A 26,891-nucleotide genomic window follows, 5' to 3' on the forward strand; every position below is an offset into this window, starting at 1 on the left:
TCAGGGCGGGATGGATGTAGCATTCACGGCTACCAAACCCCTTACCCGATTTGAGGCGGGTAATCCCTGGGCGGGTATCTGTCACGTAGACCAACTTAGGCGCAGGCGTCTTGGAGTCTTGGTTTATTCCACTCATAGGTTAATAGCTGATCGCCTGTAGAGCGCCTTTGGAATTGAGTTCGAGGCAAGTTACATGCCTGCACTTCCTGGGCACGGCGGTTGCTGCATGATTTAACGGTGTGTTTCGAACCAAACTTGAAGGGGAACAAAATGACCGTTGGAACCATTCTCTTGATCGTGTTGATTTTGTTGCTGATAGGAGCGATTCCTAGCTGGCCTCATAGCCGGAGTTGGGGATACGGGCCTGTTGGCGGGCTCGGGGCATTGCTGGTGATAGTCCTCGTATTATTGGCATTGGGGTATGTGTAGAAATGCGGTGAAACAAGCGTACTAAGCCGCTTCTCGCTTTGCATCGACGCTTGCAGCTTTACGGCTGGTAATCCAGTATCCCACCAGCACCACGAATAAAGCGCCACCCACTTCTATTGCCAAGGCTATGTTGCTGCCTGGCTTGCCGAAATGCTCGATGACGGCGAGATCAGTGATCATCATGCCGGCGGCTATCCAGCCGAGCAAGCCGGCGCCGAAGGTAACGATGAGTGGGAAGCGGTCTATCAGTTTGAGCAATACCGTGCTGCCCCAGATAATAATGGGTACGCTGACCAGTAGTCCGAAGATGACCAAGACGACCTGGTGATCGGAGTGCGCTCTTTGCGCGGCGCCTGCAATGGCAACGACATTATCCAGGCTCATGACGAAGTCCGCGACGATTATCGTTTTGATGGCCGCCATAAGTGTGTTGCTGCCTTTGATATCAGAATGCTCGTCTTGTGGCGTCATCAGTTTGATACCTATCCAAAGCAGCAACAGCCCTCCGATGACCTTGACGTATGGCAATACAAGTAGTGTCAGCGCGAATGCAATAAGGACGACGCGCAAGGCAATGGCCCCGGCTGTACCCCACAAGATGCCTTGCATACGGCGCTCCGGCGGCAGGTTGCGGCAGGCCAGCGCAATGACCACGGCATTATCGCCCCCCAATAGGACGTCGACCAGAATGATTTGAAATACAGTCGTCCAATTCAAAGTTTCGAAGAACTCGATCATGACTCTCTTTACCCCTCAAGCGATCGCTTTCGAAATGCAACCCGAGACATGAAAGCGTTATCTGCGATGAATTTTTCTTTATCCTACTCCTATTGTTCAGCGATTGGCGTAGGGTAACCGGCTAATGATGCAGGATTTTGGACAGGAATTGCTGGGCACGTTCGGTACGAGCCTCTAGGTTTCCAAAAAACTCTTCGCTGCTGCAATCTTCGACGATCTGGCCTATATCCATGAAAATCACACGGTCTGCGACTTTGCGGGCAAAGCCCATTTCATGGGTAACCACCATCATGGTCATGCCGTCGCTCGCCAAATCGACCATGACGTCCAGCACTTCGTTGACCATTTCCGGGTCTAGCGCCGACGTGGGTTCGTCGAACAGCATGGCGATGGGATCCATGGCCAGGGCGCGGGCAATGGCCACGCGCTGTTGCTGCCCCCCGGACAACTGACCCGGAAACTTGTCCTGGTGGGCTCGTAAACCGACGCGGTCCAGCAAGACTCCCGCACGTGCCGCGGCCTCTGCCTGACTGCGTCCCAGCACCTTGACTTGGGCAAGAACCAGATTTTGCGTTACCGATAGGTGCGGGAAAAGTTCGAAACTTTGAAAAACCATGCCAATACGCGCGCGAAGTTTGGGCAGGTCAGTGTTGCGCGCCCCTACGGAAATGCCGTCGACGATGATTTCGCCTTCTTGAAAGGGTTCCAATCCATTCACGGTTTTAATTAGTGTGGACTTGCCCGAACCGGAAGGGCCGCAAACGACGACGACCTCGCCTTTTGATACGCTAGTGGTACAAGAATTAAGTACCTGTGTGTCGCCGTACCATTTGCTGACCTGTTTTATGTCTATCATGTAGATCCTGACGTTTGTGTTCGATGGTTTCCAAAAGCCTTATGCCAAGCTCATTTTCACGCTCCAAGTCGCCGTCGCTGAATGCATTGAAGGCGTTCGAGGCTGCAGCGCGCCATCAAAGTTTTGTAAAAGCCGCCCACGAGTTGAATGTAACGGCCGGCGCGATTGCGCAGCAAGTCAAGCAACTGGAAGACTGGATAGGCTGCCCGCTTTTCCAGCGATCCGCACAAGGTATCAAACTAACTCCCGAATCGCAATTAGCATTACCCATGCTAAGCAAGGCATTCGACCAGTTAAGCGACGCGGTGATGGCATTGCACCACGCGGGAAAACCGACAGAAATCACCATTGCCGCCCTGCCTTCAGTGGCGTTACTGTGGCTATCCCCGAGGTTGCCGCAGCTTTCGGCGATGTTTTCCGACTGCTTTTTTTCCATTACGGCGCAAGAATATCCACCAAATTTTCGACGTGAGCCCTTTGATCTGGCGCTGTTTTATACCGACAAGGAAATAGAAGGTGTGACGCGCATCCTGCTGGGCAAAGAAGAGCTGCTTCCGGTATGCGCGCCCTCCTTACTTAGAAAGGGGCTGGCCACCGAAATGGACCTCAAGTCGGTTCGACTGCTGCACGATACGGTTTGGCGCGATTACTGGCGGATTTGGCTGGATTTTGCAGGAATGACCAGCATAGATGCATCCAAGGGTTCGGAGTTTTCTTTATACAGCATGGCCCTGCAGGCGGCCATTAATGGGGCTGGCGTCCTGATCGGCCGCAGCGGTCTGGTGCGTGATGCGCTTGAAACCGGCCAGCTTATTGCGCCATTCAACGTACGCCTGCCTGCACCAGATCAACTAAGCCTGTTAATGCCTCAGGAATCTCCTATGCTCCATAAGGCTGATTTACTGGTAGATTGCCTGAGGCTCTAGGCCTTCCTGCCCCTGGCGGCCATGCTTGCTGTCAGGCATAGTTATTCTAGGTCTGCAGTCCACAATAAATCGTTTGCTCGGCCTGCTCTTGCACGCCTACCATGAAACACAGACAGCCGGTCTATAAGTGTGTTCATCATCCAAGCGAGACTACAGCATGCTCGAACCTAGAACATGGGTGCCCGATTCTATCGAGAACTTCATTGGGGCCATCGCCCAGAAGACAGCGGGCGCTTCCCCCGACGAAATCGACAACCGCATTGCCGCCCTGATCACAGAAAACAAAAGAATCCACGAGGTGGATTGCTTCAACCTGAATCCCGCCACCAATGTCGTGAACCCCAAGGCCGAAGCAGTGCTTGCAAAAGGTTTGGGCTCGCGTCCGTCGCTGGGCTATCCGGGTGACAAGTATGAAATGGGGCTTGAGGCTATTGAAGAGATTGAAGTTATTGCCGCTCAGTTGGCAGCCGAGGTCTTCAACGCCAAGTATGCCGAAATCCGCGTAGGGTCCGGCGCCCTGGCGAATCTTTATGCGTTCATGGCAACGTGCTCGCCCGGAGACAATATTATTGTGCCCCCACCTTCTATCGGCGGCCATATTACTCACCACGAGGCCGGCGCGGCGGGCTTATATGGGCTGCACATACATAGTGCACCGGTGAACGCACGGGGTTATACGGTAGACCTGGATCATCTTCGCGAAGATGCACGCAAGTTGCGACCCCGGCTTATTACTATCGGCGGAAGTCTTAACCTGTTCCCCCACCCCATCCGCGAAATTCGCCATATTGCCGATGAGGTCGGCGCAATGGTGCTATTCGATGCCGCACATATGTCCGGGATGATAGCCGGACATGCCTGGCAGCAGCCTTTGCAGGAAGGTGCGCACCTGATGACGATGAGCACTTACAAAAGCCTGGGCTGCGCGGCTGGCGGATTAATCGTGACAAATGATGCGGACCTGGCTAAAAAACTGGATGCCATCGCCTATCCCGGGTTGACTGCCAATTTCGACGCGGGAAAATCAGCCGCCCTGGCAATCAGTTTATTGGACTGGGTCGTCTATGGGCGATCGTATGCGGCAATGATGGGCGAAACTGCCAAGACGCTGGCCCAGGCGCTACATAACGACGATATTCCGGTATTTGCCGCCGATCAGGGATTTACCCAGTCGCACCAGTTTGCACTGACTGCCGCTGCCTGGGGTGGCGGGCAGACTGCGGCCAAGAAGTTGCGGCAAGCCAATATCCTGACTTGTGGGATTGGGCTGCCCATTGCCAGTGTTGCCGGAGATTTAAACGGCTTGCGCTTTGGCACCCCTGAAATTGTGCGTTTTGGCATGCGCCCTGACGATATGCCGGCCCTTGCCGGATTTATCGCTAAGGCGCTAAAAGCCAAGTCGGTTTCAACCGACCTGGCACGGCAAGTGAGCGAGTATCGCCACAACTTTACGGAGCTGCACTTTATAAGAAGCTAGGCAAATCACCCCAAGGAGACAACATGAAAACAATAGTTATCGGCACCGGGTTGGCAAGCGCACTTTTATTCTCGACATTGGCTGCAACGCAGGCCTATGCGCAAACATCCAAGCTGGCTACCGTGATCAAGCGTGGCGAACTTATCTGCGGCACGGACAATACCAAGCCAGGCTTCGGCTATATGAATCCGAAATCTGGCAGGCTGGAGGGTTTCGACGCTGATTATTGCCGTGCCATCGCCGCAGGCATTCTAGGCGACGCAAACAAAGTCAAAATGGTCGCGCTGACCGACAAAAGTCGCTTCAATGCCCTGCAAAATGGCGAAGTCGACGTGGTGTTCTTTCATACAACGGTAACGGCAACTCGGGCGTCGGTGGTCGGAGCGGCCTTCTTGCCTGTCAATTTTTATGATGGCACCGGTGTGCTCGTGAAGAAAGCCGACAAGATCGGCGCTATTGCGGATCTTGATGGCGGCACCATATGCACAACGCAGGGGTCTACAACAGAAGCGGTCTGGGCCGACTACATCAAAGGACACAAATGGCAGCCCACGACCCAAGTCCTTACCTATCAGGATCTGGACAAGCTGTTTGCCGCGCTTAATAGCGGTCGCTGCAATGCCATGACCACCGACAAGTCGGCGCTCGTTGGCTGGAAAGGCAATGCTCCCAAGCCGGATGACTTCGACGTGTTGGCCGAAACCATTTCAAAAGAGCCCCTTGCCGGCTTTGTGCGCCAGGACGACCATCAGTGGCAAACCGCGCTTACCTGGATTAACTACGCGCTTATTCAGAGCGAAGAGTTCGGCATTACCTCCAAGAATATAGCGGAAAAAGCCAAAGACCCTAACCCGGATATCCAGCGTTTCCTTGGGTTGGACGGCGATGTTGGCAAGAACTTGGGACTGGCGCCTGATTTTGTCCAGAAGGTCATAACAGGGGTTGGCAATTACGGGGAAATCTATGATCGCAATATCGGTCCGGACACCCCTTACGGCATAGCCCGAAAAGGCAGCTTGAACGACTTGTGGACCGGCGGCGGTCTTATGTATTCGCCGCCTTTCCGTTAAGGCGGACTGAAAGCTCAGGAGGCCCTATGCGCGCCAAGGGGAACCAAGAGCGTTACAGCGTCGGCGACCATCTGCTGCAAATAGCCGTGGTGGTCGGCGCCATTGCGCTCGTCCTGGGCTTGGGCGGCAGCATTTACTACGGTCTTGCTGCCCATAACATCCCCATCAATTTCTCGTTTTTATCGCAAAAGTCGGGCTTGCACCTTACCGAGGGGCTGACCCTGGACTGGTCCGACGGCCTAAGTCTGCAAAGCTTTACCTCTAATCACACTAATTTGCAGGCCTTGACTCTCGGCATCTACAACACCCTTAAGGTCGCCTTTATAGGCATCGTCTTCAGTACCTTATTAGGCGTGCTGATAGGTGCGGGGCGTGTTTCCCAAAACTGGACGCTTAATCGAGTGTCTTTGGCTTTTGTTGAGCTGATCCGCAATACGCCTTTGTTGATACAGCTGTTCTTCTGGTACTTTGCCGTTGTCCTGCAGTTGCCTGCATTGCGTGATGCTTCGGTTTTTTACGGCGCTATTGCCAGCAGACAAGGTATTTACATGCCTGGCATTCTTGCTGCCCCCACATGGCCATACTTCTGGTGGGCGGCCTTGTTTAGCGTTGTCGTAGTTGTTTTGGTACTTGCTTACACGCGCGATATGGGTCGACGTGCGTGGCGATGGCCAGCTATTGGTGTATTGCTGCTGTTGTGGTTGCTTGCGATGGCAATGTTAGGCCTGCCCTTACGTGTCGATTTGCCGGTGGCATCGCGGTTTCGCGCCAGCGGCGGCTGGGCGTTCAGCCCGGAATTCTCCGCTATTTTATTGGCGCTGGTTGTTTATACCGCTGCCTTTATTGCGGAAATTGTGCGCGGTTCTATCGAGGCCATTACTCAGCGGCAATGGATGGCCGCATTTGCGTTGGGTTTGAAACGCCGCCAAGCGATGGCGTACATCATTTTGCCCCAGGCCTTGCGAATCCTCGTCCCGCCGCTGGTCAATCAATACCTTAACCTTGCCAAGAATACTTCTTTGGCAATAGCCATAGGCTTTCCCGATCTGTTCAATATTTATGGCACGATAGCCAACCAGACTGGCCGCAGTATGGAAGGTATTCTTATTGTCATGGTGGCGTACCTGTTGCTTAACTGGTTGATCAGCCTGCTTATGAATATCTATAACCGGCGTTTGCTGGCTCGGGGAAAGCGATGAGCACGTCGAGGATTATCCGGTTTTGCAGGAAAAACCTATTCCCGGGCTGGGCAGACGGCCTGGTGTCCATCGCTACGATAGTTATCGTGGTGGCGCTGCTTTATTCCTTTGCCTACTGGGCCGTTTTTCAAGCCGACTGGGGCGTCATCAGGGACAGCCTGCGCTTTATGATGGCGGGCTCCTTAAGCGCCGATGCAATTTGGCGTGCCTGGGCAGCCAGCACTCTGTTCTTTCTTTTGGTCGGCGCCAGCCTGGCCAAGGTGACACGCGCTCGGGCCTCGAAAGCGTTGCTTGTTGCGGGGGCCGTTTTTGTCTTGCTCGTTTTAATGTTGTGGTTGGCAGGTCACACTACAACGGCCTTGAGTATCGGCTTGGTATTGGCTGCCCTTTGTGGGTGGTGGATCGGAGCACGATGGATATCGGGTAGCGCCTGGCTGACCGTAGCTTGGATCGTCGGCACCGTCGTCATGTGGAATATATTGGTGCCTGGCGAAGGCCGCGTTGTAGGCGGTTTGTTGTTAGGCATATTGATTACGCTGGTCGCCGCCATCGCCAGCTTCCCGTTCGGCGTTTTACTGGCGCTCGGGAGAACGAGCAGATTGCCTGGGGTGCGCATTGCCAGTGCCTGCTATATAGAATTAATACGATCCCTGCCCTTGATTTCCATTCTTTATTGGGCCTGGATGGTTGTACCTTTGATCCTGCCGAGCGATGTGCGAATTAACGACTTAGTGCGCGGTGCAGTTGGTTTCACGCTTTTTTATGCAGCCTATGTTGCCGAGTACATTCGCGGCGGCCTCCAAGGCGTGTCAGAAGGCCAGTGGAATGCCGCCCGCTCTTTGGGTTTACGTAAGATCCACACGCTCAGCTATATCGTCTTGCCGCAAGCAATACGGTCGGTCCTGCCCGGCCTGGTCGGCAACGTACTGGACATTTTCAATAATGTGCCCTTGCTGTTTATTATTGGCTTGACGGAATTCGTGCGCGCGGGTCAGGTGGTGCTATCCAATCCCCAGTACTCGGATCAGCTCTATGAAGTGTATGTTTTCATGTTTGCCGTGTATTTGCTGATTGCCATGGTGCTATCCTGGAGCTCTCGCGTGGCAGAGCATTCCATGAGCGTGCGGAACTGACCGGCAAGCGCGATGTGGCGATACCGCTGCGTTATAAAGAGAGCCGTATGCAGCGTACAATACTAATTGTCAGTACGCAGTATGGACTAGGTCACTAACATGTTTATTCCCACTGTTGGGCAATAAACATTGCACAGACTTGATGTCGATCAAGACTTGTTTTCAAAAATTGTATTTAAATATCAACATACGATATAGTCGTTTATGCAGTTGCAGCATCGACTTTTTTTTACTGTTGTTGTCCCGGAGATTCACTATGTTAGTCAAAGCTACTTTCGCCGCCCTACTGACCGTTATGAGCCTGCCCGCATTGGCCGCTACTTGCGAAGCCACTATCGAGTCCAATGATGCCATGCAGTTCAACACAAAAGAAATGGTGGTGGATAAAAGCTGCGAGAAGTTCACCGTTAACCTCAAGCACACAGGCAAGCTGGCCAAGGCTGCTATGGGACATAACTGGGTCTTGACTAAAGCCGCCGACAAGCAAGCCGTGGCAACGGAAGGCATGACAGCCGGGTTGGACAAAGACTACGTCAAGCCAGATGATGCCCGCGTCATCGCCCACACTAAAGTGATTGGTGGCGGGGAATCCGATTCGGTCACTTTCGACGTTTCCAAATTGGCTGCAGGCGAAGACTATGCATTCTTTTGCTCTTTCCCTGGTCACTGGGCAATTATGACAGGCACCCTGAAGCTGGGTAGCTAACAGTCAGGCGTGCAATAGCACGTCAGCAGCAAAACAAAATGGGCTCCCGCGGGAGCCCATTTTGTTTTGGTCGCGCCTGGTCTGGGCGGAACGCTATGGGTTATGGATCCGGCCATTGTCCATCGTTGCCGCCTAAATTGATATTTGTCAATTGAGCAAACAGCGTTTGTGACTAACATGGTTTCAAATCATTGAAACGAGTTGTAGCATGCCCCGCTTGACCCAAGAACATAGCAAGTTTGTCCGCGCAGTACATGGTTTCATGCTGATGTTTTTGTTGTTAGGTATCTGTACTTCTTTCACAGCGCAATCCCAGCGCCTTCCCGAATTCCTCGACATCAAGGCTTCAGACATCTTTCCCGGTGCGGATCGCTTAGGTCCACCCGAAGGCAAGCCTATGGTCGCTCGCGCCTATGCTGGTGAAAACCAGCTGGGGTATGTCTACCTGACTTCCGATGTGGTCAACACACGTGGTTATTCAAGCAAACCCATAGACACGCTGATCGCTATTGCCAATAACGGAAAAATCGTGGGTGCCAAGCTGGTACAGCATCACGAGCCTATTGTGCTCATCGGCATCCCGCAATCCAAAGTTGATCATTTCATTCAGGGTTATGTAGGCCTGAACTTTGTCGACAGCCCGCCCCGGGCTGGTTCCCCTACGCCGGTAGATATCATTAGTGGCGCTACCGTTACCCTGATGGTAATCGGCGACAGCATTACTCGATCAGCAATCGGCGTGGCCCGCGTTTATGGCATAGGCGCGACGCAATCAGGCGTGGCACTGGCAGAAGCCGAAGCACCGGCCAAACGCGTCATTGATCAGGACAAGACCGAGATCATGTCCTGGGATGAATTGGTTGAAGTCGGTGCTGTACGCAATATGCATCTTACTATTGGCGACATCAATAAAGGCTTCCAGGAAACCGGTCGTAAAAATGCAATCGACCATCCAGAATCAGGTGATCCCGATGACCAGTTCATAGACTTGTATGTCGCATTGGTCAGCGTGCCTTCCATAGGGCGCAGCCTGTTGGATGAAACCGAATGGAAGCGCTTGCAAGAACGCTTGAAGCCTGGCCAGCAAGCTATGTTGGTGGTCGGGAACGGCCCCTACTCTTTCAAAGGGTCGGGTTATGTTCGTGGCGGTATATTCGACCGCATTGAAATCATCCAGCAAGAAAATAGTTTTCGCTTCACCGATAGCAGTCATAAACGGCTGGCTGACATCGCCGCCAAAAATGCCCCTCGGTTCAAAGAAGTGGCGCTTTTCGTGGTTCCCGAAGATGCGGTTTTCGATCCCCTGGAGCCCTGGCGCTTGCAACTGATGGTGCAGCGTATCATCAGCGTCAAAGAAAAGGCGTTTGTTACCTTCGACCTGGCATACACCCTGCCCCAGGCTTATACCAAGGCTGACCCTGACGCTGTGGTTGCTGCGCCGGCATCGCCAGCGATAACCACTACGGAAAGCGCCAGGACGACAGCCGAGACCGAGTTCGAAGCCGCCCCTCCCATCTGGAAGCAAATATGGCGCGCCAAAACGGGTCAGGTTGCCGCGGTGCTAGGCGCCCTGCTATTGCTGGTTGGCGTGTTCTTTTTCCAAGACCAGCTAACTCGTCGGCCTGTGTTCTATGACCGCTTCCGTCTTGTGTTTCTTACATTCAGCCTGTTCTGGCTGGGTTGGTACGGCCAGGCGCAGCTGTCTGTCGTCAATGTGCTGACTTTCACTTCGGCCTTGCGCACAGATTTCCGTTGGGAGTATTTCCTGATGGACCCCGTAGTGTTTATTTTGTGGTGCGCCACTGCGATCTCGATGGTGTTCTGGAATCGCGGCGCGTTCTGTGGCTGGTTGTGCCCATTCGGCGCCTTGCAAGAGCTAACCAACCGGATTGCGAAACGCTTGGGCGTAAAACAAATAACGGTGCCGCATGGCGTTAATCAACGGTTGTCCACAATCAAGTATGTGGTCTTCATCGTATTGTTTGGTTTTTCGCTGTACGAACTGTCGGTTGCCGAGCAACTGGCTGAAATCGAGCCTTTCAAGACGGCCATTATCCTGAAGTTTGTACGCTACTGGCCATTCGTCTTGTTTGCCGTGTTGCTGCTGGCTGCAGGCCTGTTTATCGAGCGTTTCTTTTGTCGGTACTTGTGTCCGCTGGGTGCTGCCCTAGCCATTCCAGCTCGTTTGCGGGTCTTCGACTGGCTCAAGCGATACCGCAGCTGTGGGAATCCCTGTCAACGCTGCAACATCGAGTGCCCCGTTCAGGCCATCAATCCTGAAGGCGACATCAATCCCAACGAATGTATTCAGTGCCTGCATTGCCAGATGCTGTATCACCACGACCAAAAATGCCCTCATCTGATTCAGAAAAACGCGAAGCGGCAAAGGCCGCACAAGCCGGCGCCCAATTCTATACCCGAGGAGACGGTGGTCCGGTTTACGCCCGGTTCGCCAACGGTTCGGCCACGAGACATGAAACCCGAATCCTGATGTTTTACACGGCAGGACAACTCATTTTCAACAGCAGTAACTTTATAACGGCGGTCGCTATCCGATGGCTCGTATGCAGCTGCCACCCATTCTTAGGAGTTTTTCATGTCCGATCAACAACCCGATAAAACCGTACTCAGCCGCCGAGGGTTTCTGGGAACGGCTGCGTTGTCCGGCGCAGCTGGCCTGGTTGGCGGCACACACCTGCCTGCTTTCGCAAAGAATGAAAAAAAGGGTCCCAAAGGCCAGTCGACTGAAGTCGCCCCAGGCGACCTGGACGAATACTATGCTTTTAACTCGGGCGGTCAATCGGGCGAGGTGCGCATTTTGGGCTTGCCCTCCATGCGCGAGCTGATGCGTATCCCCGTTTTCAATCATTGCAGCGCCACAGGCTGGGGCCGTACGAATGAAAGCATCAAGATACTGACCGAGGGGCTGACACCGGCAACCAAAAAGTATTTGGGCGAAGGCAATGTGTTCTTGAACGGCGATGCCCATCACCCGCATATGTCGTTTACCGACCAAACGTACGACGGGCGATACATTTTTATTAACGACAAGGCAAATAACCGCGTCGCGCGCATCCGTTGCGACGTGATGAAAACCGACAAGATCACTGAAATTCCAAACGTTTCAGGCGTTCATGGCCTGCGTCCTCAGCGCTACCCTCGCACTGGCTATGTGTTTGCCAATGGCGAGCACATTATCCCATTGGTCAACGACGGTACCGTCATCGACGACCCCAAGAAAAACTATTGGGCAGTCTATACGGCAATTGACGGCGACACCATGAAGGTCGCATGGCAAGTGCTAGTGGATGGCAATCTGGATAACGGCGATGCCGATTACCAGGGGAAATATTCGTTTTCGACTTGCTATAACTCCGAAAAAGGCGTCACAGTCGAGGAAATATCTGCCAACGAACAAGACTGGGTGGTTGTCTTTAACATCAAGCTGATCGAAGAAGCTGTCAAGAATGGCGACTTCAAGGAAATGGGTGGTGTTCCGGTCGTCGACGGGCGCCATGGTTCCAAGTACACGCGCTACATCCCAGTGCCCAACTCGCCCCACGGCTGCAACGCCGCACCCGATGGGATACATCTGGTCCTGAATGGCAAATTGTCGCCCACGGTGACTGTGGTCGATGTGCGCAAGCTCGATGACCTGTTCGCCGACAAGATCAAGCCGCGCGATTGCGTCGTCGCGGAACCCCAGCTCGGTCTGGGGCCACTGCACACAGCCTTTGACGGCCGCGGCAATGCCTACACCACACTGTTCATCGACAGCCAGATGGTGAAGTGGAATCTGGACAAGGCCAAGCGCGCTTATGCAGGCGAAAAGGTCGATCCTATCATCCAGAAACTGGATGTTCACTATCAGCCCGGGCACAACCACAGCACCATGGGCGAAACCAAGGAAGCCGATGGCAAATGGCTGGTTTCACTGAACAAGTTCTCGAAGGACCGTTTCTTGAACGTGGGTCCTTTGAAACCGGAAAATGACCAGTTAATAGACATTTCGGGTGATGAAATGAAGCTGGTGCACGATGGCCCCAGCTTTGCCGAACCACATGACATGCTGCTGGTGCATCGCTCCAAGGTGAACCCGCTCAACGCCTGGAAGCGTGATGATCCTATGTGGGAAGATGCGCGAAAAATGGCGGAACAAGACAAGGTCACGCTGGAAGGCGCAGCCAATGTCATTCGCGAGGGCAACAAGGTACGCGTCTACATGATTGCCGTAGCCCCTATGTTCAGCTTGCAGCAGTTTGAAGTGAACGAAGGTGACGAGGTCACAGTCGTAGTGACCAACATGGAAGTCATCGAAGACTTGACCCACGGCTTCACACTGGAAGGTCATGGGATCGCCATGGAAATCGGACCTCAAGCAACATCGTCGATCACCTTCACGGCGGGCCGCCCCGGCGTGCATTGGTACTACTGCCAATGGTTCTGCCACGCGCTTCATATGGAAATGTCGGGCCGGATGATTGTCCATCCTAAAAAATCCGCGTAAGTTCCTATGATATTTTCCGCGTATCCGATTGGAAAGCGGCTGGTGCCGGTCAGCATGATGCTGGTCGGCCTAGGTCTTTCTGGCGCCTTGTGCGCAGCAACGATAAGCGTTCCTGCCGGCGCCAGCCTGCAGCAGGCAGTGTCGTCGGCAGCGCCTGGCGATGTATTGCAACTTGCCTCAGGCGATTATCCTGGCAATATTATTATTGACAAACCGCTGGTGCTTGAAGGCCCGGCAGACCGCTCCGCCGTTATCGTGGGCACTCGCCAGGGCCGCGCTCTTTGGGTTCAGGCCCCTGATGTCACGGTGCGCAGCATGACAGTAACGCTTTCCGGCCTTAGTCTTTCTGAGATGGACGCCGGGATTTTCCTTGATAAAACTGCCCATAACGCCCTTATCGAGAATAACGATGTGCTGGATAACTCCGTAGGTGTCTATGTATGGGGCCCCTCGAACGTGCTGGTGCAAAACAACCGTATCGTGGGCAATAAAGAATTAAGAATGGCCGAGCGCGGTAACGGCGTCACCTTGTGGAACACGCCCGGCTCGACCGTTATCGGTAACGATATTTCCTGGGGCCGCGACGGCATCTTTGTAAATACCAGCAAGCGCAACGCTTTTCTCAACAACCGCTTTAGCCATCTGCGCTATGCAGTGCACTACATGTACACCAACGACAGCGAGGTCAGCGGCAATGTATCTATAGGCAACGATATCGCTTATGCCATCATGTTTTCGCACTCCCTTATCGTCAAGGACAACATCTCCAAGGGCAGCCGTGACCAGGGCTTGATGCTGAACTATGCCAACGATTCAGCAATTAGCCGAAATGTGGTCGTAGGCGGCGAGAAATGCGTTTTTATCTATAACGCCAATCGCAACCAGTTCGCTGACAACCATTTCCAGGACTGCGACATTGGCATTCATTTCACCGCGGGTTCGGAAGGCAACCATATGGCCAATAACGCTTTCGTCAACAACCAGAACCAGGTCAAGTATGTAGGCGCGCGCTACCTGGACTGGTCCAGAGACGGCCGCGGCAACTACTGGAGCGACAACAGCGCTTTCGACCTGAACGGCGACGGCATTGCTGATACCGCTTACCGGCCCAACGATGTCATTGATCAGGTGGTATGGCGGGCGCCGGCTGCCCGCGTATTGCTGAATAGTCCGGCAGTTTCGATTGTCCGGTGGGCGCAATCGCAGTTTCCAGCCATATTACCTGGCGGTGTTGTCGACAGTGCGCCGCTGATGAAAGCGCCCGAATTGCCGACGCTCAAGAAATACAAGGAATTGGAATGACGATGTTTCATGTGGCGCTATCCAGCGTCACAAAAGACTATGGCGCGCAGCGCGCTGTCAACCGGGTCGACCTAAGTCTGCGGCCCGGTGAATGCGTTGCGCTTGCCGGCCATAACGGCGCTGGAAAAAGCACGTTGATCAAGCTGATACTGGGTTTGATCCGGCCCAGCGCGGGCGACGTGCTGTTGTTGGGGCATAACGCATCGGGCAGCGCTGCAGTGCGTATGCGCAATCATATCGGTTATTTACCTGAAACCGTGGCGCTGCATCCTTCATTGACCGGTGCTGAAACACTGAGTTTCTATGCAAGGTTGAAGGGTCAACCGGTATCTGGGAATGCGGCCTTGCTCGATAGGGTTGGAATCACCCAGGCGGCAAAGCGTCGTGTCGGCGGTTATTCCAAAGGCATGAGGCAACGATTGGCGCTGGCGCAAGCGTTGCTTGGGGCGCCCAAAGTGCTGTTGTTCGATGAACCAACTACGGGCCTGGATCCGGCATCGCGCCTGATGTTCTACGAAGTCGTGCGCGAGCTGCGCAACAATGGGGCTACGGTGCTGTTAAGCACTCACGCTTTATCTGAACTGGACGGCCATACCGATCGGATCGTCGTCATGAAAAATGGTAGCAAGATTGCCGATGGGTCGATGTCCCAGTTGCGGCACACTGCCGGCTTGCCCATTCGGCTACGTCTGCGGCTTCCGGCGGGAACATCGGCCGTTGGCCAATTGCCGGACGCATGGCGCCGTGTAAGCGAATCGCAGTTTGAATTGGCTTGCCACGAGCGGGACAAGGTGGCCGCAATACGCAGCATTGGGTCCATAGGCCTGCCAATAGCCGATATCGAATTCCATACGCCCAGCCTGGACGATATGTACGCGCATTTTCTTAGGCGGGAAGACGTATGAACGCTGTATTTATTATTGTAGGCAAGGAAATCCGCGACGGCCTGCGCAATCGCTGGGTGCTGGCGACCGCCCTGCTGTTGGCAATGCTTGCATTATCGCTTGGTTTTCTTGGGAGTTCGCCTACCGGGGCGGTCAAGGTAGACCCATTAACGGTGACCGTGGTGAGCCTTTCCAGTCTATCTATTTTTCTTGTTCCTCTGATCGCCATGCTGCTTGCCTATGATGCCATCGTCGGCGAAATAGACCGCGGGACGATGGCCTTGCTGCTTAGCTATCCCGTCTCGCGCTGGCAGATCGTGGTCGGCAAGTTTCTCGGGCATCTTGCTGTTCTGACCCTGGCAACGACCGTTGGCTATGGTTCCGCAGGCGTGGCGTTGCAATGGGCACATGGAACGGCCGATCTTACCGCCTGGCAGCCATTTGCCTTTCTGATTCTGGCCAGCATATTGCTGGGTGCGAGTTTTCTCGCCATGGGTTACATGATTAGCGCCCTGGTTCGCGAACGCGCCACCGCCGCCGGTATTGCGATAGGTGTCTGGCTGTTTTTTGTGGTTATTTACGATATGGCATTACTGGGCGCCTTGGTCGCGGATCAGGGGCGCTTCATTACGTCCCAGTTACTGAACGGCATACTGTTGTTCAACCCGTCCGATGTCTATCGTCTGCTTAATCTGACAGGCTATGAAAACATTTCAATGTTTGCTGGCATGGCGGGCGTGAGCGGCCAGGCAGGACTGAGCATGCCAGTGCTGGTTGCCGCGCAACTGCTATGGATCGCCGTGCCATTTTCTCTGGCTGCGGTGTTCTTCCAAAGAAGGCAACTATGACATTCAAGCCTATTGCCACAATGACATTGGCCGCCCTGCTTCTGGCGGGATGTTCGGGGGGCGATGAAACGATTGCCGTGGCACCGCCAGCGCAAGAGGTAAGCATAGATGCCGTGGGGCATTATTGCGGCATGAATCTGGACGAGCACGCCGGTCCTAAGGGGCAAATATTCGTCAATGGTCGTAAAAATCCGGTTTGGTTCACTACGATAAAACAGATGTTCGCCTACACGATTCTGCCTGAAGAGCCTAAAGGCATCAGTGCAATCTACGTACAAGATATGGGCCGCGCCACCAATTGGGTGCAACCGGAAGCTGGCTTGTGGATAGATGGGCGTAACGCCTTTTATGTCATTGAAAGCCAGTTTATCGGCGGGATGGGCGCTGAAGATGCCTTGCCCTTCAGCGACGAGGCTAAAGCGCAGGATTTTGCCCGAAAAAATGGCGGCCGCGTTTTGGCCTTTGAAGACGTACCGGAGAACTACATCTTGCATCATGACGACGCTGCGCAAAACGCTGCTGGTGGGCTCAAACCTTTATCCGGAGAAGTACAAAAATGAAGTCATTGATTCAATCTCGCCGCCGGTTTATAGGGATTTTCGCTGCAGCGTCTGGCCTTAGTATGGGACCTGGTTTGTTGTCGCATGCATTGGCGATCTCTTCGGATGCACCCAAACCGGTCAATTGGCGCGGCGTCGCATTGGGTGCCGATGCTGAGTTACGCATTTACCATTCTGACTCGGCCATGGCACGAAAACTGATTTCGATGGCGTTGGCCGAAGTGCGTCGGCTGGAAAAGATTTTCAGCCTGTATGAGGAAAGCAGTGCGCTTTCGGTGCTTAACCGCCAAGGCTATCTGGATCACCCGCCCTCCGACCTGTTGCACCTGCTCGGTGATAGTCAATACTTCAGCCACCTGACTGGCGGCGCATTCGACCCTACGGTGCAACCATTATGGAATGTATATGCCAGACATTTCTCGGTAACGGGCGCCGATCCTGCAGGTCCGAGCAACGCCGCTGTCGACACCGCATTGGCGCTGGTGGACTACCAGGCCATCGAAATCGATACCACGCGAATTGGTTTTTCACGGCCCGGCATGGCGATTACATTGAACGGTATTGCCCAGGGCTACATCACTGATCGTATTGTTCACCTGCTAAGGAACGCGGGGCTCGACCAGGCCTTGGTCGACATGGGGGAAATACACGGATTGAACAAGGCGGATTCCGGCGCGCCATGGCGTGTGGGAATTGCCGATCCCCAGCATCCTGATCAAGTTCTTGAAACCATTGAAATACGCAACCAAGCCCTTGCCACATCGGGCGGCTATGGCACGGTTATCGACGCGGCGGGCCAATTCACGCATATTTTTGACCCAAAAACAGGACAAAGCCAGCCACGTTATCGCAGCGTTTCAGTGACCGCGGCCAACGCGACTGCTGCCGATGCCTTGTCTACGGCGTTTTCCAATATGAGCTTGGCTCGAGCAAAACAGATTGTCGTAACGCAGCAAGCCAAGGTCTGGTTTGTGCTGCCGGATGGTTCAAGCACGATAATCGAAGGCTAATCCAGTCAAAAATTATGACTCATGCCTGCCATATAGCGCGTAGTTGTTCCCTGACCTTGAACCACTTGGTCTTCAAGCGAATAGCGTTTCGCGATGCCGGCCATCGCATACAGGCTGGTGCGAGGCGATAATTGATGCACATAGCCCAAGGTCGCTACTTGTCCATTTTCGGCTTTTTCACCATTTGCCCAGTCCCAATTGGGTTTGACCAAAGACCACTGGGCAACCGCCGTACCGTTAGTGGTGACGGGAATGGCGACGCCAAGCAAGTAGGCGTCCAGGCGGCCACCCTGGGCGAATTCGGCGGCGCCCAGGCCTAAGCCAAGCCCGCTCGGATCGCCGCCATTAAGTCCAGCGTAACCATTTTTCTGACGGCTCCAGGCAACCGATACCTTCGCAACCTCGAAATCATACGATACGCCCAATTGCCAGGCCTCAGGATGGGGGGCGTCGGCAAGCAGCCTGTCGCTTATGAATGTCTTGTCCCAGGTAGCAACTGCTGCAAACGACTCAATTTCATATAGAATCGCCGCGCTATATGAAGGGGATTTTTGCCCGTTGCGCTGTTCACCTAATACATCAAAGCTATAACTTGCGCCGAAACGCAACCCAGCCCAGGCAGGAGAAAAGTAGTTGACGCTATTGTTTACCGAGTAGTCGTCAGAAGCCATAAACGTGGCGCCCATGCCCATATCTTTCCACGACGCAATTTCAAGCTCACTGCCGAATTCCTGCCCAACCGTATGTTGTCGACCAAGGCGTAATTCGCCAAACTGGTTATTGCCTAACCCCAACCATGCCGCGTTGCCGAAAAAGTGATCGCCATCATCGTCCAATGTCCCGGTGGCTCCGTCGAACACAGATTCCAGTTGGAAGGTGGCGGACCATCCATTGGAAAGCGCTTCCCGACCTATCATGCCGATCAGTGAATCGTCCAGGCCGCCGGAGGTAATGCCAGTGAGCTTCTGTTTGGTTCCGTTGGGGCCGTTAGCGTGTGTGGAGCTGATGCCCATATCCGCAACGCCATACAACATGAGACTGGATTCGGCGGCACTCGGAGCGCAATAAAAGGCAAGCAAGGCCAAGGTTACTGCTTTCATATCGTTAACGCCCTTAATGTTAATAAGCGACACCACCGAAAAAATAAAAATAATAATAATTCTTATATGGATAGATAATAGAATCATCAAGCCAACAGCAAGCTGAACATTGACGTTAGGATGGAATAACGAAATATCTATTTAGTCTTTCGGCCTATTCAGGCAGATCTTTACAATAGCTAAAACAAATCATTGCGATAGCATTTATTAATAATCGATGTCCAACCCTCACGACGCCAGACAAAAATGAGCACATTACACGTAGCACCCAATAAGAAACACGATGTCATCGTCATTGGTGCAGGTACCGGAGGCGCTGCTGTTGCCGCGCGTTTAGCCCGTGCAAGGCCGGATCTCGATATCGCTATTGTTGACCCCTCGCCTTTTCATTATTACCAGCCGGCCTGGACATTGGTAGGAGGTGGCCAGTACGCCATTGGGCGTACCCGCCGTGCGACTAGTCAGGTAGTACCCGCCGGCGTTGCTTATCTGGAAGATAGCGTAACGGCCTTCTTGCCAGAAACGAATGCCGTCCTCCTTGGTAGTGGCGAGCAATTGAATTACGACTTTCTGGTCGTGGCCGCGGGAATACAGCTGAATTGGAAGGCTATCGAAGGTTTGCCTGAGACCTTGGGGAAAAATGGCGTAAGCAGTAATTACCGTTATGATCTAGCACCCTACACGTGGGAGTGCGTTCAGGGAATGCAGGGGGGCGTGGCGATTTTTACGCAGCCGGCCGGGGCCATAAAATGTGCTGGCGCCCCGCAGAAAGCGCTCTATCTTGCCGCTGATGCCTTGAAGAAACGTAAGGTCAAGGTGGATCTGCGGTTTCATACCGCGGCGCCCGCCTTGTTTGGCGTTCCATTCTATTCACAGGCATTGGACAAAGTCATCGCTTTGTATGGTGCACAGGCCAACCTTGGCAGCAATTTGGTCTCTGTTGACGGGCCGGCTAAAACAGCGGTTTTTGAGTCGGTTGTGAACGGAAGCAAAGTGCGTGAAACAGTGAGTTTTGACTTCCTGCATGTTGTGCCGCCACAAAGTGCGCCTGATTTTATCCAGAACAGCTCTTTGGCTGACGCTACGGGCTGGCTGGATGTCGATAAGCTCACATTGCAGCACGTGCGCTATACCAATATTTTTGGAATCGGCGATTGCACTTCGACGCCTAATAGCAAAACAGCCGCGGCAATCAAAAGCCAGGCGCCGGTGGTAGCGGGCAACCTGTTACTGGCCTTGAAGGGACGTGAGGCGGCGGCCCATTATGACGGCTACGCGGCATGCCCACTGACGACTTCCGCGGGTAAAGTGCTGTTGGCCGAATTCTGCTACGGCGGGACAGTCTCGCCGACGCTAGGACTGGATCCCAGGGTCCCCCGGCGTTTTTACTGGTGGCTGAAGAAAAGCTTCTTTCCTGCATTTTATTGGCATATTTTGATCAGGGGCAGAAACTGGGCAAGTCTTCATAAAAAACGGGACTTCCCCGAGCAGTTGCCGGAGATACGAGCGTAAGGGGGGCATGCCCCCGGCTCGGATGGCCGCAGTTCAATTCTGAACTACGGCCCTTTTACTGTAATCTCGATGCTTTGATAGAACGCGGCAAGATTTTCGATGTCTGTATCGGACAGATTCGCCACCATCAACGACATCATCTCGTTTTTCCGCTCTCCGGATTTGAAGTCTTTCAACGCCTTGACCAGGTAGATTTCATTTTGGCCTGCCAGATTTGGCGCATCGGGCAGCGTCGCTATTCCGTTTGCACCGTGACAGGTCGCGCATTGCACAGCCTTAGCGCGACCGGCCGCCACATCGGCGGCCTGTACTGAGGCCGTCGGCAACAGGAAGCAAAGCGCTACCGCCGCCAGCCCCCTGCCTGCCGGTTTTCCGGACGCCCTACTTCCCCGCATAAGAGATCCTGTAGATCGCGCCGACATAATCGTCTGACACCAGCAATGAACCATCGGGCAGCACAGCGACATCAACGGGACGACCGAGGTATTCGTTATTCGGCGTTAACCATCCTTCCGCGAAGACTTCGGTTTTATCAGCGGTGCCATCTTCTTTCAGGCTGGTGAACATCACCCTGGCGCCGATTGGCGTGGTGCGGTTCCAGGAACCATGTTGGGCGGAAAAGATGCCGCCTTGGTATTTGTCCGGAAACATCTTTCCGCTGTAGAACGTCATGCCCAGGTCGGCGGCATGGGCGTCCATGTCGACCTGAGGGAAGACGGCATTGGCGGGCGCTTCATCGTTCTTGTATTCGGCCGTCCTGATCTTTCCACCGCCGTAGTAGGGAAAGCCAAAGTATTGCCCCATTTCCGTCGCACGATTCAATTCGCCGGGAGGGATATCGTCCCCCATGCCGTCGACTTGATTGTCGGTAAACCAGAGGGATTTATCTTTTGGATTGAAATCCATCCCAACCGAGTTGCGTACGCCTTCTGCGTAAACCTCGCGGTTCTTGCCGTCGACATCCATGCGGATAATGCCCATCATGCCTGTCTTAGCGTACAGATCGAGCTTGTCTTTTGGGGGAACGTTAAAGGGATTGCCCAAGGTAATGTAAAGCTTGTTATCCGGCCCCACGCGGCAAGTTCGTGCGCCGTGATTGAAGCTTTCTTCTTTGACCGGAATGAGTTCCCCTTGCGGAACGACGATGCCCGCAGCGACATCGGGGCCCTCGTAAAAGAACTCGGCAGCCGGATATACCATGACACGGTTGTGCTCAACGCTATACAGCATGCCATCGCGCGAAAAACATACCCCGTTGGGCACTTTCATGGCAACGGATGGAGAAAACTGTTTTACGTCGTCAGCCACGCGGCGCTTGGTCCGGTCGGTAACTGACCAGATCTTGGTTTTCCGGGTGCCGACAAAGACCACACCCGTCGAAGGCCCCACGGCCATATGGCGGGCATCCGGAACAATGGCGTAGAGCGCTATTTCAAAGCCGGGCGGAAGTTTGATGTTTTCCAGGTTGTGCTTGATGGCATCCGCTGCCGGGCCCGTTTGCTGTATGGTCGGGACATCAAGCGATGCGCCGGTAGTATTCATGTTCATCAACTTCTGAACATTATCCTGAGCCGACGCGCCGCCGGCCAGGGTGCTGAACGCAAGACTTACTACAACAGCTGATACACGCATTGAAACGTTCATTTGTTGTCTCCATTTTTTTAGAAGTATCTTGTATGCCTGCACCACTCCCCGCAAGCTTATCGATACTACACCTATTCCCCTTTCTCGCACTAGGCTTTTTAGCTGAGCACCGTATAATCAACGCCCTGGCGAGATTTACCCGCCATAGAACCCTAGCGATGGAATACCATGAAGAAAACCGATCTGGAAAAGAATAAAGCACTAAAAATAGTGGAGAAAATGAAAAAAAGCGGTACCCCCAATCGTTTTTCTACCGACTCTGCCACCAGCGTGGTCGACCGCCGTGAACAGCGCAAGCTGGATCAGGCCCAAGGCCTGGTCTCATTTCCAGTGAAAATCAAGCAAACACAGGTCGATGAAATCCGTGCCCAGGCCACAGCCCAGAACCTCAGCATCAATGAAGTTGTGGGTGCGTTGCTGGAAAAAGCATTGAAGGCTTAAGTGTTGGTTGCCGGGTCAGGCGCCCGCAAATAGCCGCTCGCAACTGCGGCCGGCGACATCTTTGAGCCAGGGTTGCTGAGCCCAGTGCCGGCTGGCAAAGGCCAGGATTGCATCTTTATGCACCAGAGACGCCCCAATCATGTCAAGGCCTTCAATAAACATGTGGCGGTGTCTGTCCAATAATGTAAACGTCGCGCTGCAACTGTGACTACGCACAGTCATGGTATGCACGTCAATACTGATCATCGACGTAGCCGGGTCGGCAGCATCAGCCATCACGCGCTGCACTTGCTGTTCGGTCAATCCGATCAATAGCAATCGGTTATTCATGGCATTCGAATAGAATATCTCGCCGAAACTGGGCGCAATCACGGCTTGGATTCCGTATTGCTGAAGTCCCCAGACCGCGTGCTCCCGGCTTGATCCGCAACCGAAGTTAGGACCGGCAATAAGCACCCTGGCCTGCGCATATTCAGGCTGGTTCAGCACGAAATCCTCGCGTATCGCACCTGCGCCATCAAAGCGCATATCGTATAGCACGCCTTTGTCCAAACCGCTTTTATCAATACCGCGTAAAAACTGCTTAGGCATGATTTGATCGGTGTCGAGGTTGGCTAAAGGCAACGGCGCTGCAATCCCTTCTATATGGCCATTGTTATTCATGAGCACCTCTTTTTTGGTTTAGGTATCGAATGTCGGTGATAACGCCGGTAAGGGCTGCGGCTGCCGCCATGGCCGGACTCATTAAGTGAGTGATGGCTCCTCGCCCTTGTCTTCCCTCGAAATTGCGATTCGTGGTCGAAGCGCAGCGCTGGCCGGGAGACAAGACATCATCGTTCATGGCAAGGCACATTGAGCACCCCGGCTGACGCCATTCAAAGCCAGCGTCAATCAGCACGGCGGCAATGCCTTCGGCTTCGGCCTGGTTGCGTACGGCGCCCGAACCCGGCACTACCATTGCCCTCACCCCGGCGGCGACATGTTTGTCTTTGACGATTTCCGCCACTGAACGCAAGTCTTCGATGCGGGCGTTGGTGCACGAGCCAATAAATACGTGCTGTACCGGTACGCCTTGCAAAGAAGCGCCGCTGGATAATCCGGTGTAACGCAAGGCGTGAGCGGTGGACGTATCGGGGCTGCCGTCTGCCAGCACTGCTGGAAAGGGTACGACACCGTCAATAGGGATGGCCTGATCCGGACTCGTGCCCCAGGTAACGTAGGGTGCGACATCAGTCGCGTCGAACTGATGTTCGCAATCGAATCGGGCGGACTCATCGCTTTTTAGCGTAGCCCAGTGCGTCTGTGCCTGGTCGGCGATAGCGCCCTGGATATCGGAGGCGCGTTTCAGCACATAATCGATAGCCTTGGCATCCGGCGCAATCAGGGCTCCTCTGGCGCCCGCCTCTACCGCCATATTGCACAAGGTAAACCGGGCTTCGATGGATAAGGCGTCGATGGCGGATCCGCAAAACTCCACCACAAATCCTCGGGCGCCTTGGGCGCCGATGCGGCTGATGATCATCAGGATCAAGTCCTTGGCCGTAGTGCCCAGTGGCAAGCTGCCATCGACGCGAATTCGCATATCTTGCGCTAACCGATACACCAGAGTCTGGGTTGCCAGTACATGCTCGACTTCGGAAGTCCCGATGCCGAAACCCAGAGCACCCAGGGCGCCGTAAGTGGTGGTATGGCTGTCGCCGCAAATGACCACCATGCCGGGACGGATCAAGCCATGTTCGGGCGCAACCACATGCTCGATACCTTGCAAGGCGTCATTGGTGTCGAACAGCGGAATGCCATGCCGTTCGCAGTTGCTTTTCAGGTTGCTGGCCTGCAAGGCCGAAGCCGGGTCGGCAATAATGCGATGCCGGACGGCATGGGTCGGGATAATGTGGCTGACAACGGCCACGTTCTGTGCAGGCATGAGCACGGTTCTCTCTTGCTCGTGCAACCCTGTGAAAGCCTGCGGACTCGTGTATTCATTCATCAAGTGCAGGTCTGCATAGAGCAGGACATTTTGGCTGTCCAGCTCCAGCACTTTATGGGAGTCCACAAGTTTTCTATATAACGTACGCGCGATCATGATGGGTTAATCGACCTTGATGCCGCTGGCGGCAATCAGTTTGCTCCATTTGGCCATGTCGTTGACCAGCAATGATTGCGCTTGTGCAGGCGACGATGGGGCTGGATCATAGGCTTCCTTGACCATGCGTTCTTTCAGCGCCGGCAGGTTCAACGCCTGGTTCAGGGTGGCATTAAGTTTGTCTATCATGGGTTTGGGGGTACCTGCAGGGGCGATCACCATAAACCAGGTTTCAAAGCTGTAGCCAGGAAGCCCGGCTTCAGCAATCGTCGGAACATCTGGCATCAGTGGCGAACGCTTTGGGCCCGTGACACCAAGAATGCGCAGCTTTCCGCCTTGAACCTGCGGCAATGCGGCCGACAGCACTGGGAAGCTCATGTTGACGTGGCCTCCTATCGTGTCCAGCATGGCCGGACCGCCGCCCCGGTAAGGGATGTGTGTAATATCGGTTTTCGATACGGCTTTAAACAATTCGGCGGCCATATGAAAGGTGCTCCCGCTACCCGCCGAACCATAAATGAGTCCGCCGGGGTTGGCCTTGGCCGCACTAATCACTTCAGGCACCGACTTGGCCGGCAAATCGTTATTAACAACCAAGGCATGCTGTGAGGTGGCAACAGTGCCCACCGCAGTAAGGTCTTTCAATGTGTCGTAAGGCATCTTGGCATATAGGGCCGGGTTGATGGCCAGCGATACCGTTTGTACGCCTATGGTGTAGCCGTCTGCCTTGGACTTGGCCACGACATCCACGCCAATATTGCCGCCCGCGCCGGAGCGATTCTCAATAATCAGTGGCTGCCCCAGCAGCTTTGCCCATTCGTCTGAAATAAGGCGGGCAGCGATGTCGGCGCTTCCGCCCGGAGCATAGGGAACAACCAGCTTGATGGGATGGTCTGGGTAGGCTTGCGCGGTACAGACCAAGGGCAACATAAGGAAAGCGCCACAAAGGGCACGTCGGACATGAGTGAAACGGGTCATTGTGTTGTCTCCGGTTTTTTTCTATATCGCTAAGGAAATGGCGATATGGTGAATGTTAATATAATGAATGAAGTAAATAATGTCGAAAATAACACTTCATTAGTTCCTTGTGCGACTTAATCGTCTGATGCTCCCCTTTCGACTCGAGTGCTTATATGGATGCGATTTCCGATCTGGGTTTCTTTGTCTTGCTTGCCAAGTGTGCAACGCTTGCGCGCGCGGCTCAGGAATTGGGCATCACGCCTCCTACCGTCAGCAAACGTCTGGCCGCGGTGGAGCAGCGCCTGGGCGTACGGTTGATGAATCGCACGACACGCCGAATCAGCCTTACGGCAGAAGGCGAAGCTTATTTGGCAGAGGGTTCCCGGCTGCTGAACGAACTGAATATCCTGGAACAGACTGTGGCCGGAGGCCGGGCGGTTCCGCGTGGGTTGTTAAGAGTCCATGCGACGCTGGGTTTTGGCCGACGCCATATCGTTCCGGCGATATCCCGGTTTATACGAGCTCATCCCGAGGTCGAGGTTCAATTGCATTTGTCCGATCGGCCGGTGAATTTGGTCGAACAAGGTTTCGACATCGCCATTCGATTTGGCGATATTCCGGACTCCCGGCTAACGGCGCGCACCATCGCGTTCAACCGGCGTTTGCTATGCGCGTCTCCGCAGTATCTTCTTGAGGCCGGCGAGCCCGCACGCCCTGCCGAGCTGCCGTCGCACAATTGCATCATTATCCGGGAAAGCGACGAAACCTACGGTACCTGGCATCTTTCCAGCGGCGCACGCAGCGAAACCATCAAAGTGCGCGGACGGGTCAGCGCCAATGACGGGGAATCCGCTTTGGCATGGGCACTGGACGGCCATGGCATTTTAATGCGCTCGGAGTGGGATGCCGCCCCTTATCTACGATCAGGCCGGCTTCGCCAAGTGCTGCCAGACTGGACCTTGCCTTCAGCCAATATTTTTGCCGTATATCCGACTCGGCACAATCTTTCAGCCAAGACTCGTGCGTTCGTTGACGGCTTGGTGGATTGGTTTGTCGCACAGCGCCGACCCGACGACACGCCGGATGCCCGGTGGTAAGCTGCGGCGGAAATTGCTTGTATTATCCTAGGCCTGTTCATGGCGAAAGGATGGCTTGATGCTGATCTTGAAAACCCTGGCGCTGTTTACCGCCACGGCATTGGCCGAAATTATCGGCTGTTACTTGCCGTATGTATGGCTGCGTAAAGGCGGACCTGTCTGGCTGCTGATTCCGGCCGCCGCCAGTCTGGTGCTGTTTGTGTGGCTGCTTACCTTGCACCCTGCGGCAAGCGGCCGGGTCTATGCTGCGTACGGCGGTGTATATGTTGCGAGCGCGTTGATATGGCTAAGGGTGGTTGACGGCATAAAGCTCAGCACCCTGGACTGGATAGGCGCCGGCATCACCGTGCTCGGGATGGTGATCATCGCGTCTGGCTGGCACAGCCAGGCCTGAGCAGTTTTTCTCATG

The 26,891-nt window shown here is 54.2% G+C and carries 26 protein-coding genes; 18 read left to right on the forward strand and 8 right to left on the reverse strand.

Annotated elements, in window-relative coordinates:
• Nucleotides 1-270 precede the first annotated feature (270 nt).
• Entirely contained in the window at nucleotides 271-429 is a 159-nt protein-coding gene (locus ABWO67_RS02260; RefSeq protein ID WP_353146903.1) for a DUF3309 family protein, read from the forward strand.
• Nucleotides 430-450: 21 nt separating this feature from the next.
• Here ABWO67_RS02260 and ABWO67_RS02265 read toward each other — a convergent pair whose 3' ends face one another.
• Nucleotides 451-1,167 carry a TerC family protein gene (locus tag ABWO67_RS02265; RefSeq protein ID WP_353146906.1) on the reverse strand — a complete coding sequence of 239 codons (717 nt, stop codon included), beginning with the start codon at nucleotides 1,165-1,167 and terminating at the stop codon, nucleotides 451-453.
• Nucleotides 1,168-1,288: 121 nt separating this feature from the next.
• Nucleotides 1,289-2,023, reverse strand: coding sequence for an amino acid ABC transporter ATP-binding protein (locus ABWO67_RS02270; RefSeq protein ID WP_353146909.1), 735 nt, complete (start codon nucleotides 2,021-2,023; stop codon nucleotides 1,289-1,291).
• 41 nt (nucleotides 2,024-2,064) lie between these two features.
• On the opposite strand from ABWO67_RS02270, the gene ABWO67_RS02275 reads away from it, so the two are divergent.
• The 13 genes from ABWO67_RS02275 (at nucleotide 2,065) to ABWO67_RS02335 (ending at nucleotide 17,645) form a co-directional block, all read left to right on the forward strand.
• Nucleotides 2,065-2,949 carry a LysR substrate-binding domain-containing protein gene (locus ABWO67_RS02275; protein WP_353146912.1) on the forward strand — a complete coding sequence of 295 codons (885 nt, stop codon included), beginning with the start codon at nucleotides 2,065-2,067 and terminating at the stop codon, nucleotides 2,947-2,949.
• A 157-nt stretch (nucleotides 2,950-3,106) separates the two neighbouring features.
• Nucleotides 3,107-4,426: a serine hydroxymethyltransferase gene (gene glyA / locus ABWO67_RS02280; protein ID WP_353146915.1), complete on the forward strand. Its 1,320-nt coding sequence runs from the start codon at nucleotides 3,107-3,109 to the stop codon at nucleotides 4,424-4,426.
• A gap of 23 nt (nucleotides 4,427-4,449) precedes the next feature.
• Complete coding sequence (locus ABWO67_RS02285) at nucleotides 4,450-5,496, forward strand: transporter substrate-binding domain-containing protein (protein ID WP_353146918.1); 1,047 nt, start codon at nucleotides 4,450-4,452, stop codon at nucleotides 5,494-5,496.
• 26 nt (nucleotides 5,497-5,522) lie between these two features.
• A complete protein-coding gene (locus tag ABWO67_RS02290; protein WP_353146920.1) occupies nucleotides 5,523-6,695 on the forward strand; it encodes an ABC transporter permease subunit in 1,173 nt (390 codons plus the stop codon).
• Nucleotides 6,692-7,828 carry an amino acid ABC transporter permease gene (locus ABWO67_RS02295; protein ID WP_353146923.1) on the forward strand — a complete coding sequence of 379 codons (1,137 nt, stop codon included), beginning with the start codon at nucleotides 6,692-6,694 and terminating at the stop codon, nucleotides 7,826-7,828. Before ABWO67_RS02290 ends, ABWO67_RS02295 begins: the two co-directional genes overlap by 4 nt.
• A 256-nt stretch (nucleotides 7,829-8,084) precedes the next feature.
• Entirely contained in the window at nucleotides 8,085-8,534 is a 450-nt protein-coding gene (azu, locus tag ABWO67_RS02300; RefSeq protein ID WP_353146926.1) for an azurin, read from the forward strand.
• Nucleotides 8,535-8,742: 208 nt separating this feature from the next.
• Nucleotides 8,743-11,025 carry a 4Fe-4S binding protein gene (locus ABWO67_RS02305; RefSeq protein ID WP_502929948.1) on the forward strand — a complete coding sequence of 761 codons (2,283 nt, stop codon included), beginning with the start codon at nucleotides 8,743-8,745 and terminating at the stop codon, nucleotides 11,023-11,025.
• 105 nt (nucleotides 11,026-11,130) lie between these two features.
• Entirely contained in the window at nucleotides 11,131-13,041 is a 1,911-nt protein-coding gene (gene nosZ, locus ABWO67_RS02310) for a TAT-dependent nitrous-oxide reductase (protein ID WP_353146929.1), read from the forward strand.
• A 6-nt stretch (nucleotides 13,042-13,047) separates the two neighbouring features.
• Complete coding sequence (locus ABWO67_RS02315) at nucleotides 13,048-14,343, forward strand: nitrous oxide reductase family maturation protein NosD (protein WP_353146931.1); 1,296 nt, start codon at nucleotides 13,048-13,050, stop codon at nucleotides 14,341-14,343.
• Complete coding sequence (locus tag ABWO67_RS02320) at nucleotides 14,340-15,248, forward strand: ABC transporter ATP-binding protein (RefSeq protein ID WP_353146933.1); 909 nt, start codon at nucleotides 14,340-14,342, stop codon at nucleotides 15,246-15,248. Before ABWO67_RS02315 ends, ABWO67_RS02320 begins: the two co-directional genes overlap by 4 nt.
• Nucleotides 15,245-16,075 (forward strand): ABC transporter permease, encoded by an 831-nt coding sequence (locus ABWO67_RS02325; RefSeq protein ID WP_353146935.1) that lies wholly within the window; start codon nucleotides 15,245-15,247, stop codon nucleotides 16,073-16,075. The genes ABWO67_RS02320 and ABWO67_RS02325 overlap by 4 nt, the downstream gene beginning before the upstream one ends.
• Complete coding sequence (locus tag ABWO67_RS02330) at nucleotides 16,072-16,635, forward strand: nitrous oxide reductase accessory protein NosL (protein ID WP_353146937.1); 564 nt, start codon at nucleotides 16,072-16,074, stop codon at nucleotides 16,633-16,635. The genes ABWO67_RS02325 and ABWO67_RS02330 overlap by 4 nt, the downstream gene beginning before the upstream one ends.
• Complete coding sequence (locus ABWO67_RS02335) at nucleotides 16,632-17,645, forward strand: FAD:protein FMN transferase (protein WP_353146939.1); 1,014 nt, start codon at nucleotides 16,632-16,634, stop codon at nucleotides 17,643-17,645. Before ABWO67_RS02330 ends, ABWO67_RS02335 begins: the two co-directional genes overlap by 4 nt.
• Before the next feature lie 5 nt (nucleotides 17,646-17,650).
• Here the strand turns inward: ABWO67_RS02335 and ABWO67_RS02340 are convergent, their stop codons facing one another.
• Entirely contained in the window at nucleotides 17,651-18,745 is a 1,095-nt protein-coding gene (locus ABWO67_RS02340) for a porin (RefSeq protein ID WP_353146941.1), read from the reverse strand.
• A 246-nt stretch (nucleotides 18,746-18,991) separates the two neighbouring features.
• Here ABWO67_RS02340 and ABWO67_RS02345 point away from each other — a divergent pair, with 246 nt between their 5' ends.
• Complete coding sequence (locus ABWO67_RS02345; RefSeq protein WP_353146943.1) at nucleotides 18,992-20,257, forward strand: NAD(P)/FAD-dependent oxidoreductase; 1,266 nt, start codon at nucleotides 18,992-18,994, stop codon at nucleotides 20,255-20,257.
• A 44-nt stretch (nucleotides 20,258-20,301) separates the two neighbouring features.
• Here ABWO67_RS02345 and ABWO67_RS02350 read toward each other — a convergent pair whose 3' ends face one another.
• Both ABWO67_RS02350 and ABWO67_RS02355 read right to left on the reverse strand, forming a co-directional pair.
• Nucleotides 20,302-20,652 carry a c-type cytochrome gene (locus ABWO67_RS02350; protein WP_353146945.1) on the reverse strand — a complete coding sequence of 117 codons (351 nt, stop codon included), beginning with the start codon at nucleotides 20,650-20,652 and terminating at the stop codon, nucleotides 20,302-20,304.
• A complete protein-coding gene (locus ABWO67_RS02355; protein ID WP_353146948.1) occupies nucleotides 20,639-21,901 on the reverse strand; it encodes a PQQ-dependent sugar dehydrogenase in 1,263 nt (420 codons plus the stop codon). Before ABWO67_RS02355 ends, ABWO67_RS02350 begins: the two co-directional genes overlap by 14 nt.
• A 168-nt stretch (nucleotides 21,902-22,069) precedes the next feature.
• Between ABWO67_RS02355 and ABWO67_RS02360 the strand changes: the two genes are divergently transcribed.
• Nucleotides 22,070-22,342 (forward strand): hypothetical protein, encoded by a 273-nt coding sequence (locus ABWO67_RS02360; protein ID WP_353146951.1) that lies wholly within the window; start codon nucleotides 22,070-22,072, stop codon nucleotides 22,340-22,342.
• A gap of 15 nt (nucleotides 22,343-22,357) precedes the next feature.
• On the opposite strand, the gene leuD is transcribed toward ABWO67_RS02360, so the two are convergent.
• From leuD to ABWO67_RS02375, 3 genes are read right to left on the reverse strand one after another with little or no spacing between them, the layout of a single operon-like run.
• Nucleotides 22,358-23,005: a 3-isopropylmalate dehydratase small subunit gene (leuD, locus tag ABWO67_RS02365; RefSeq protein ID WP_353146954.1), complete on the reverse strand. Its 648-nt coding sequence runs from the start codon at nucleotides 23,003-23,005 to the stop codon at nucleotides 22,358-22,360.
• Nucleotides 22,998-24,425: a 3-isopropylmalate dehydratase large subunit gene (gene leuC, locus ABWO67_RS02370; RefSeq protein WP_353146957.1), complete on the reverse strand. Its 1,428-nt coding sequence runs from the start codon at nucleotides 24,423-24,425 to the stop codon at nucleotides 22,998-23,000. The genes leuD and leuC overlap by 8 nt, the downstream gene beginning before the upstream one ends.
• Nucleotides 24,426-24,431: 6 nt before the next feature.
• Nucleotides 24,432-25,403, reverse strand: coding sequence for a tripartite tricarboxylate transporter substrate binding protein (locus tag ABWO67_RS02375; RefSeq protein WP_502929949.1), 972 nt, complete (start codon nucleotides 25,401-25,403; stop codon nucleotides 24,432-24,434).
• 155 nt (nucleotides 25,404-25,558) lie between these two features.
• On the opposite strand from ABWO67_RS02375, the gene ABWO67_RS02380 reads away from it, so the two are divergent.
• Both ABWO67_RS02380 and ABWO67_RS02385 read left to right on the forward strand, forming a co-directional pair.
• Nucleotides 25,559-26,482 (forward strand): LysR family transcriptional regulator, encoded by a 924-nt coding sequence (locus ABWO67_RS02380; RefSeq protein ID WP_353146960.1) that lies wholly within the window; start codon nucleotides 25,559-25,561, stop codon nucleotides 26,480-26,482.
• Nucleotides 26,483-26,540: 58 nt separating this feature from the next.
• On the forward strand, nucleotides 26,541-26,876 hold the full coding sequence (locus tag ABWO67_RS02385; RefSeq protein ID WP_353146962.1) for a YnfA family protein: 336 nt from the start codon (nucleotides 26,541-26,543) through the stop codon (nucleotides 26,874-26,876).
• Nucleotides 26,877-26,891 lie beyond the last annotated feature (15 nt).

Source organism: Pollutimonas bauzanensis (assembly GCF_040393045.1).
Classification (GTDB): Bacteria; Pseudomonadota; Gammaproteobacteria; order Burkholderiales; family Burkholderiaceae_B; genus Pollutimonas; species Pollutimonas bauzanensis_A.

Bases quoted from the DNA above. Each gene is read 5' to 3' on its own strand.
- leuD (WP_353146954.1), bottom strand. From the start codon at position 23,005: ATGAATAACAATGGCCATATAGAAGGGATTGCAGCGCCGTTGCCTTTA.
- ABWO67_RS02320 (WP_353146933.1), top strand. From the start codon at position 14,340: ATGACGATGTTTCATGTGGCGCTATCCAGCGTCACAAAAGACTATGGC.
- nosZ (WP_353146929.1), top strand. From the start codon at position 11,131: ATGTCCGATCAACAACCCGATAAAACCGTACTCAGCCGCCGAGGGTTT.
- ABWO67_RS02265 (WP_353146906.1), bottom strand. From the start codon at position 1,167: ATGATCGAGTTCTTCGAAACTTTGAATTGGACGACTGTATTTCAAATC.
- ABWO67_RS02380 (WP_353146960.1), top strand. From the start codon at position 25,559: ATGGATGCGATTTCCGATCTGGGTTTCTTTGTCTTGCTTGCCAAGTGT.
- ABWO67_RS02290 (WP_353146920.1), top strand. From the start codon at position 5,523: ATGCGCGCCAAGGGGAACCAAGAGCGTTACAGCGTCGGCGACCATCTG.
- leuC (WP_353146957.1), bottom strand. From the start codon at position 24,425: ATGATCGCGCGTACGTTATATAGAAAACTTGTGGACTCCCATAAAGTG.
- ABWO67_RS02360 (WP_353146951.1), top strand. From the start codon at position 22,070: ATGAAGAAAACCGATCTGGAAAAGAATAAAGCACTAAAAATAGTGGAG.
- ABWO67_RS02325 (WP_353146935.1), top strand. From the start codon at position 15,245: ATGAACGCTGTATTTATTATTGTAGGCAAGGAAATCCGCGACGGCCTG.
- ABWO67_RS02295 (WP_353146923.1), top strand. From the start codon at position 6,692: ATGAGCACGTCGAGGATTATCCGGTTTTGCAGGAAAAACCTATTCCCG.
- ABWO67_RS02385 (WP_353146962.1), top strand. From the start codon at position 26,541: ATGCTGATCTTGAAAACCCTGGCGCTGTTTACCGCCACGGCATTGGCC.
- ABWO67_RS02350 (WP_353146945.1), bottom strand. From the start codon at position 20,652: ATGCGGGGAAGTAGGGCGTCCGGAAAACCGGCAGGCAGGGGGCTGGCG.
- ABWO67_RS02315 (WP_353146931.1), top strand. From the start codon at position 13,048: ATGATATTTTCCGCGTATCCGATTGGAAAGCGGCTGGTGCCGGTCAGC.
- ABWO67_RS02305 (WP_502929948.1), top strand. From the start codon at position 8,743: ATGCCCCGCTTGACCCAAGAACATAGCAAGTTTGTCCGCGCAGTACAT.
- ABWO67_RS02330 (WP_353146937.1), top strand. From the start codon at position 16,072: ATGACATTCAAGCCTATTGCCACAATGACATTGGCCGCCCTGCTTCTG.
- ABWO67_RS02275 (WP_353146912.1), top strand. From the start codon at position 2,065: ATGCCAAGCTCATTTTCACGCTCCAAGTCGCCGTCGCTGAATGCATTG.
- ABWO67_RS02270 (WP_353146909.1), bottom strand. From the start codon at position 2,023: ATGATAGACATAAAACAGGTCAGCAAATGGTACGGCGACACACAGGTA.
- azu (WP_353146926.1), top strand. From the start codon at position 8,085: ATGTTAGTCAAAGCTACTTTCGCCGCCCTACTGACCGTTATGAGCCTG.
- ABWO67_RS02345 (WP_353146943.1), top strand. From the start codon at position 18,992: ATGAGCACATTACACGTAGCACCCAATAAGAAACACGATGTCATCGTC.
- ABWO67_RS02285 (WP_353146918.1), top strand. From the start codon at position 4,450: ATGAAAACAATAGTTATCGGCACCGGGTTGGCAAGCGCACTTTTATTC.
- ABWO67_RS02260 (WP_353146903.1), top strand. From the start codon at position 271: ATGACCGTTGGAACCATTCTCTTGATCGTGTTGATTTTGTTGCTGATA.
- ABWO67_RS02375 (WP_502929949.1), bottom strand. From the start codon at position 25,403: ATGACCCGTTTCACTCATGTCCGACGTGCCCTTTGTGGCGCTTTCCTT.
- ABWO67_RS02340 (WP_353146941.1), bottom strand. From the start codon at position 18,745: ATGAAAGCAGTAACCTTGGCCTTGCTTGCCTTTTATTGCGCTCCGAGT.
- ABWO67_RS02335 (WP_353146939.1), top strand. From the start codon at position 16,632: ATGAAGTCATTGATTCAATCTCGCCGCCGGTTTATAGGGATTTTCGCT.
- ABWO67_RS02355 (WP_353146948.1), bottom strand. From the start codon at position 21,901: ATGAACGTTTCAATGCGTGTATCAGCTGTTGTAGTAAGTCTTGCGTTC.
- glyA (WP_353146915.1), top strand. From the start codon at position 3,107: ATGCTCGAACCTAGAACATGGGTGCCCGATTCTATCGAGAACTTCATT.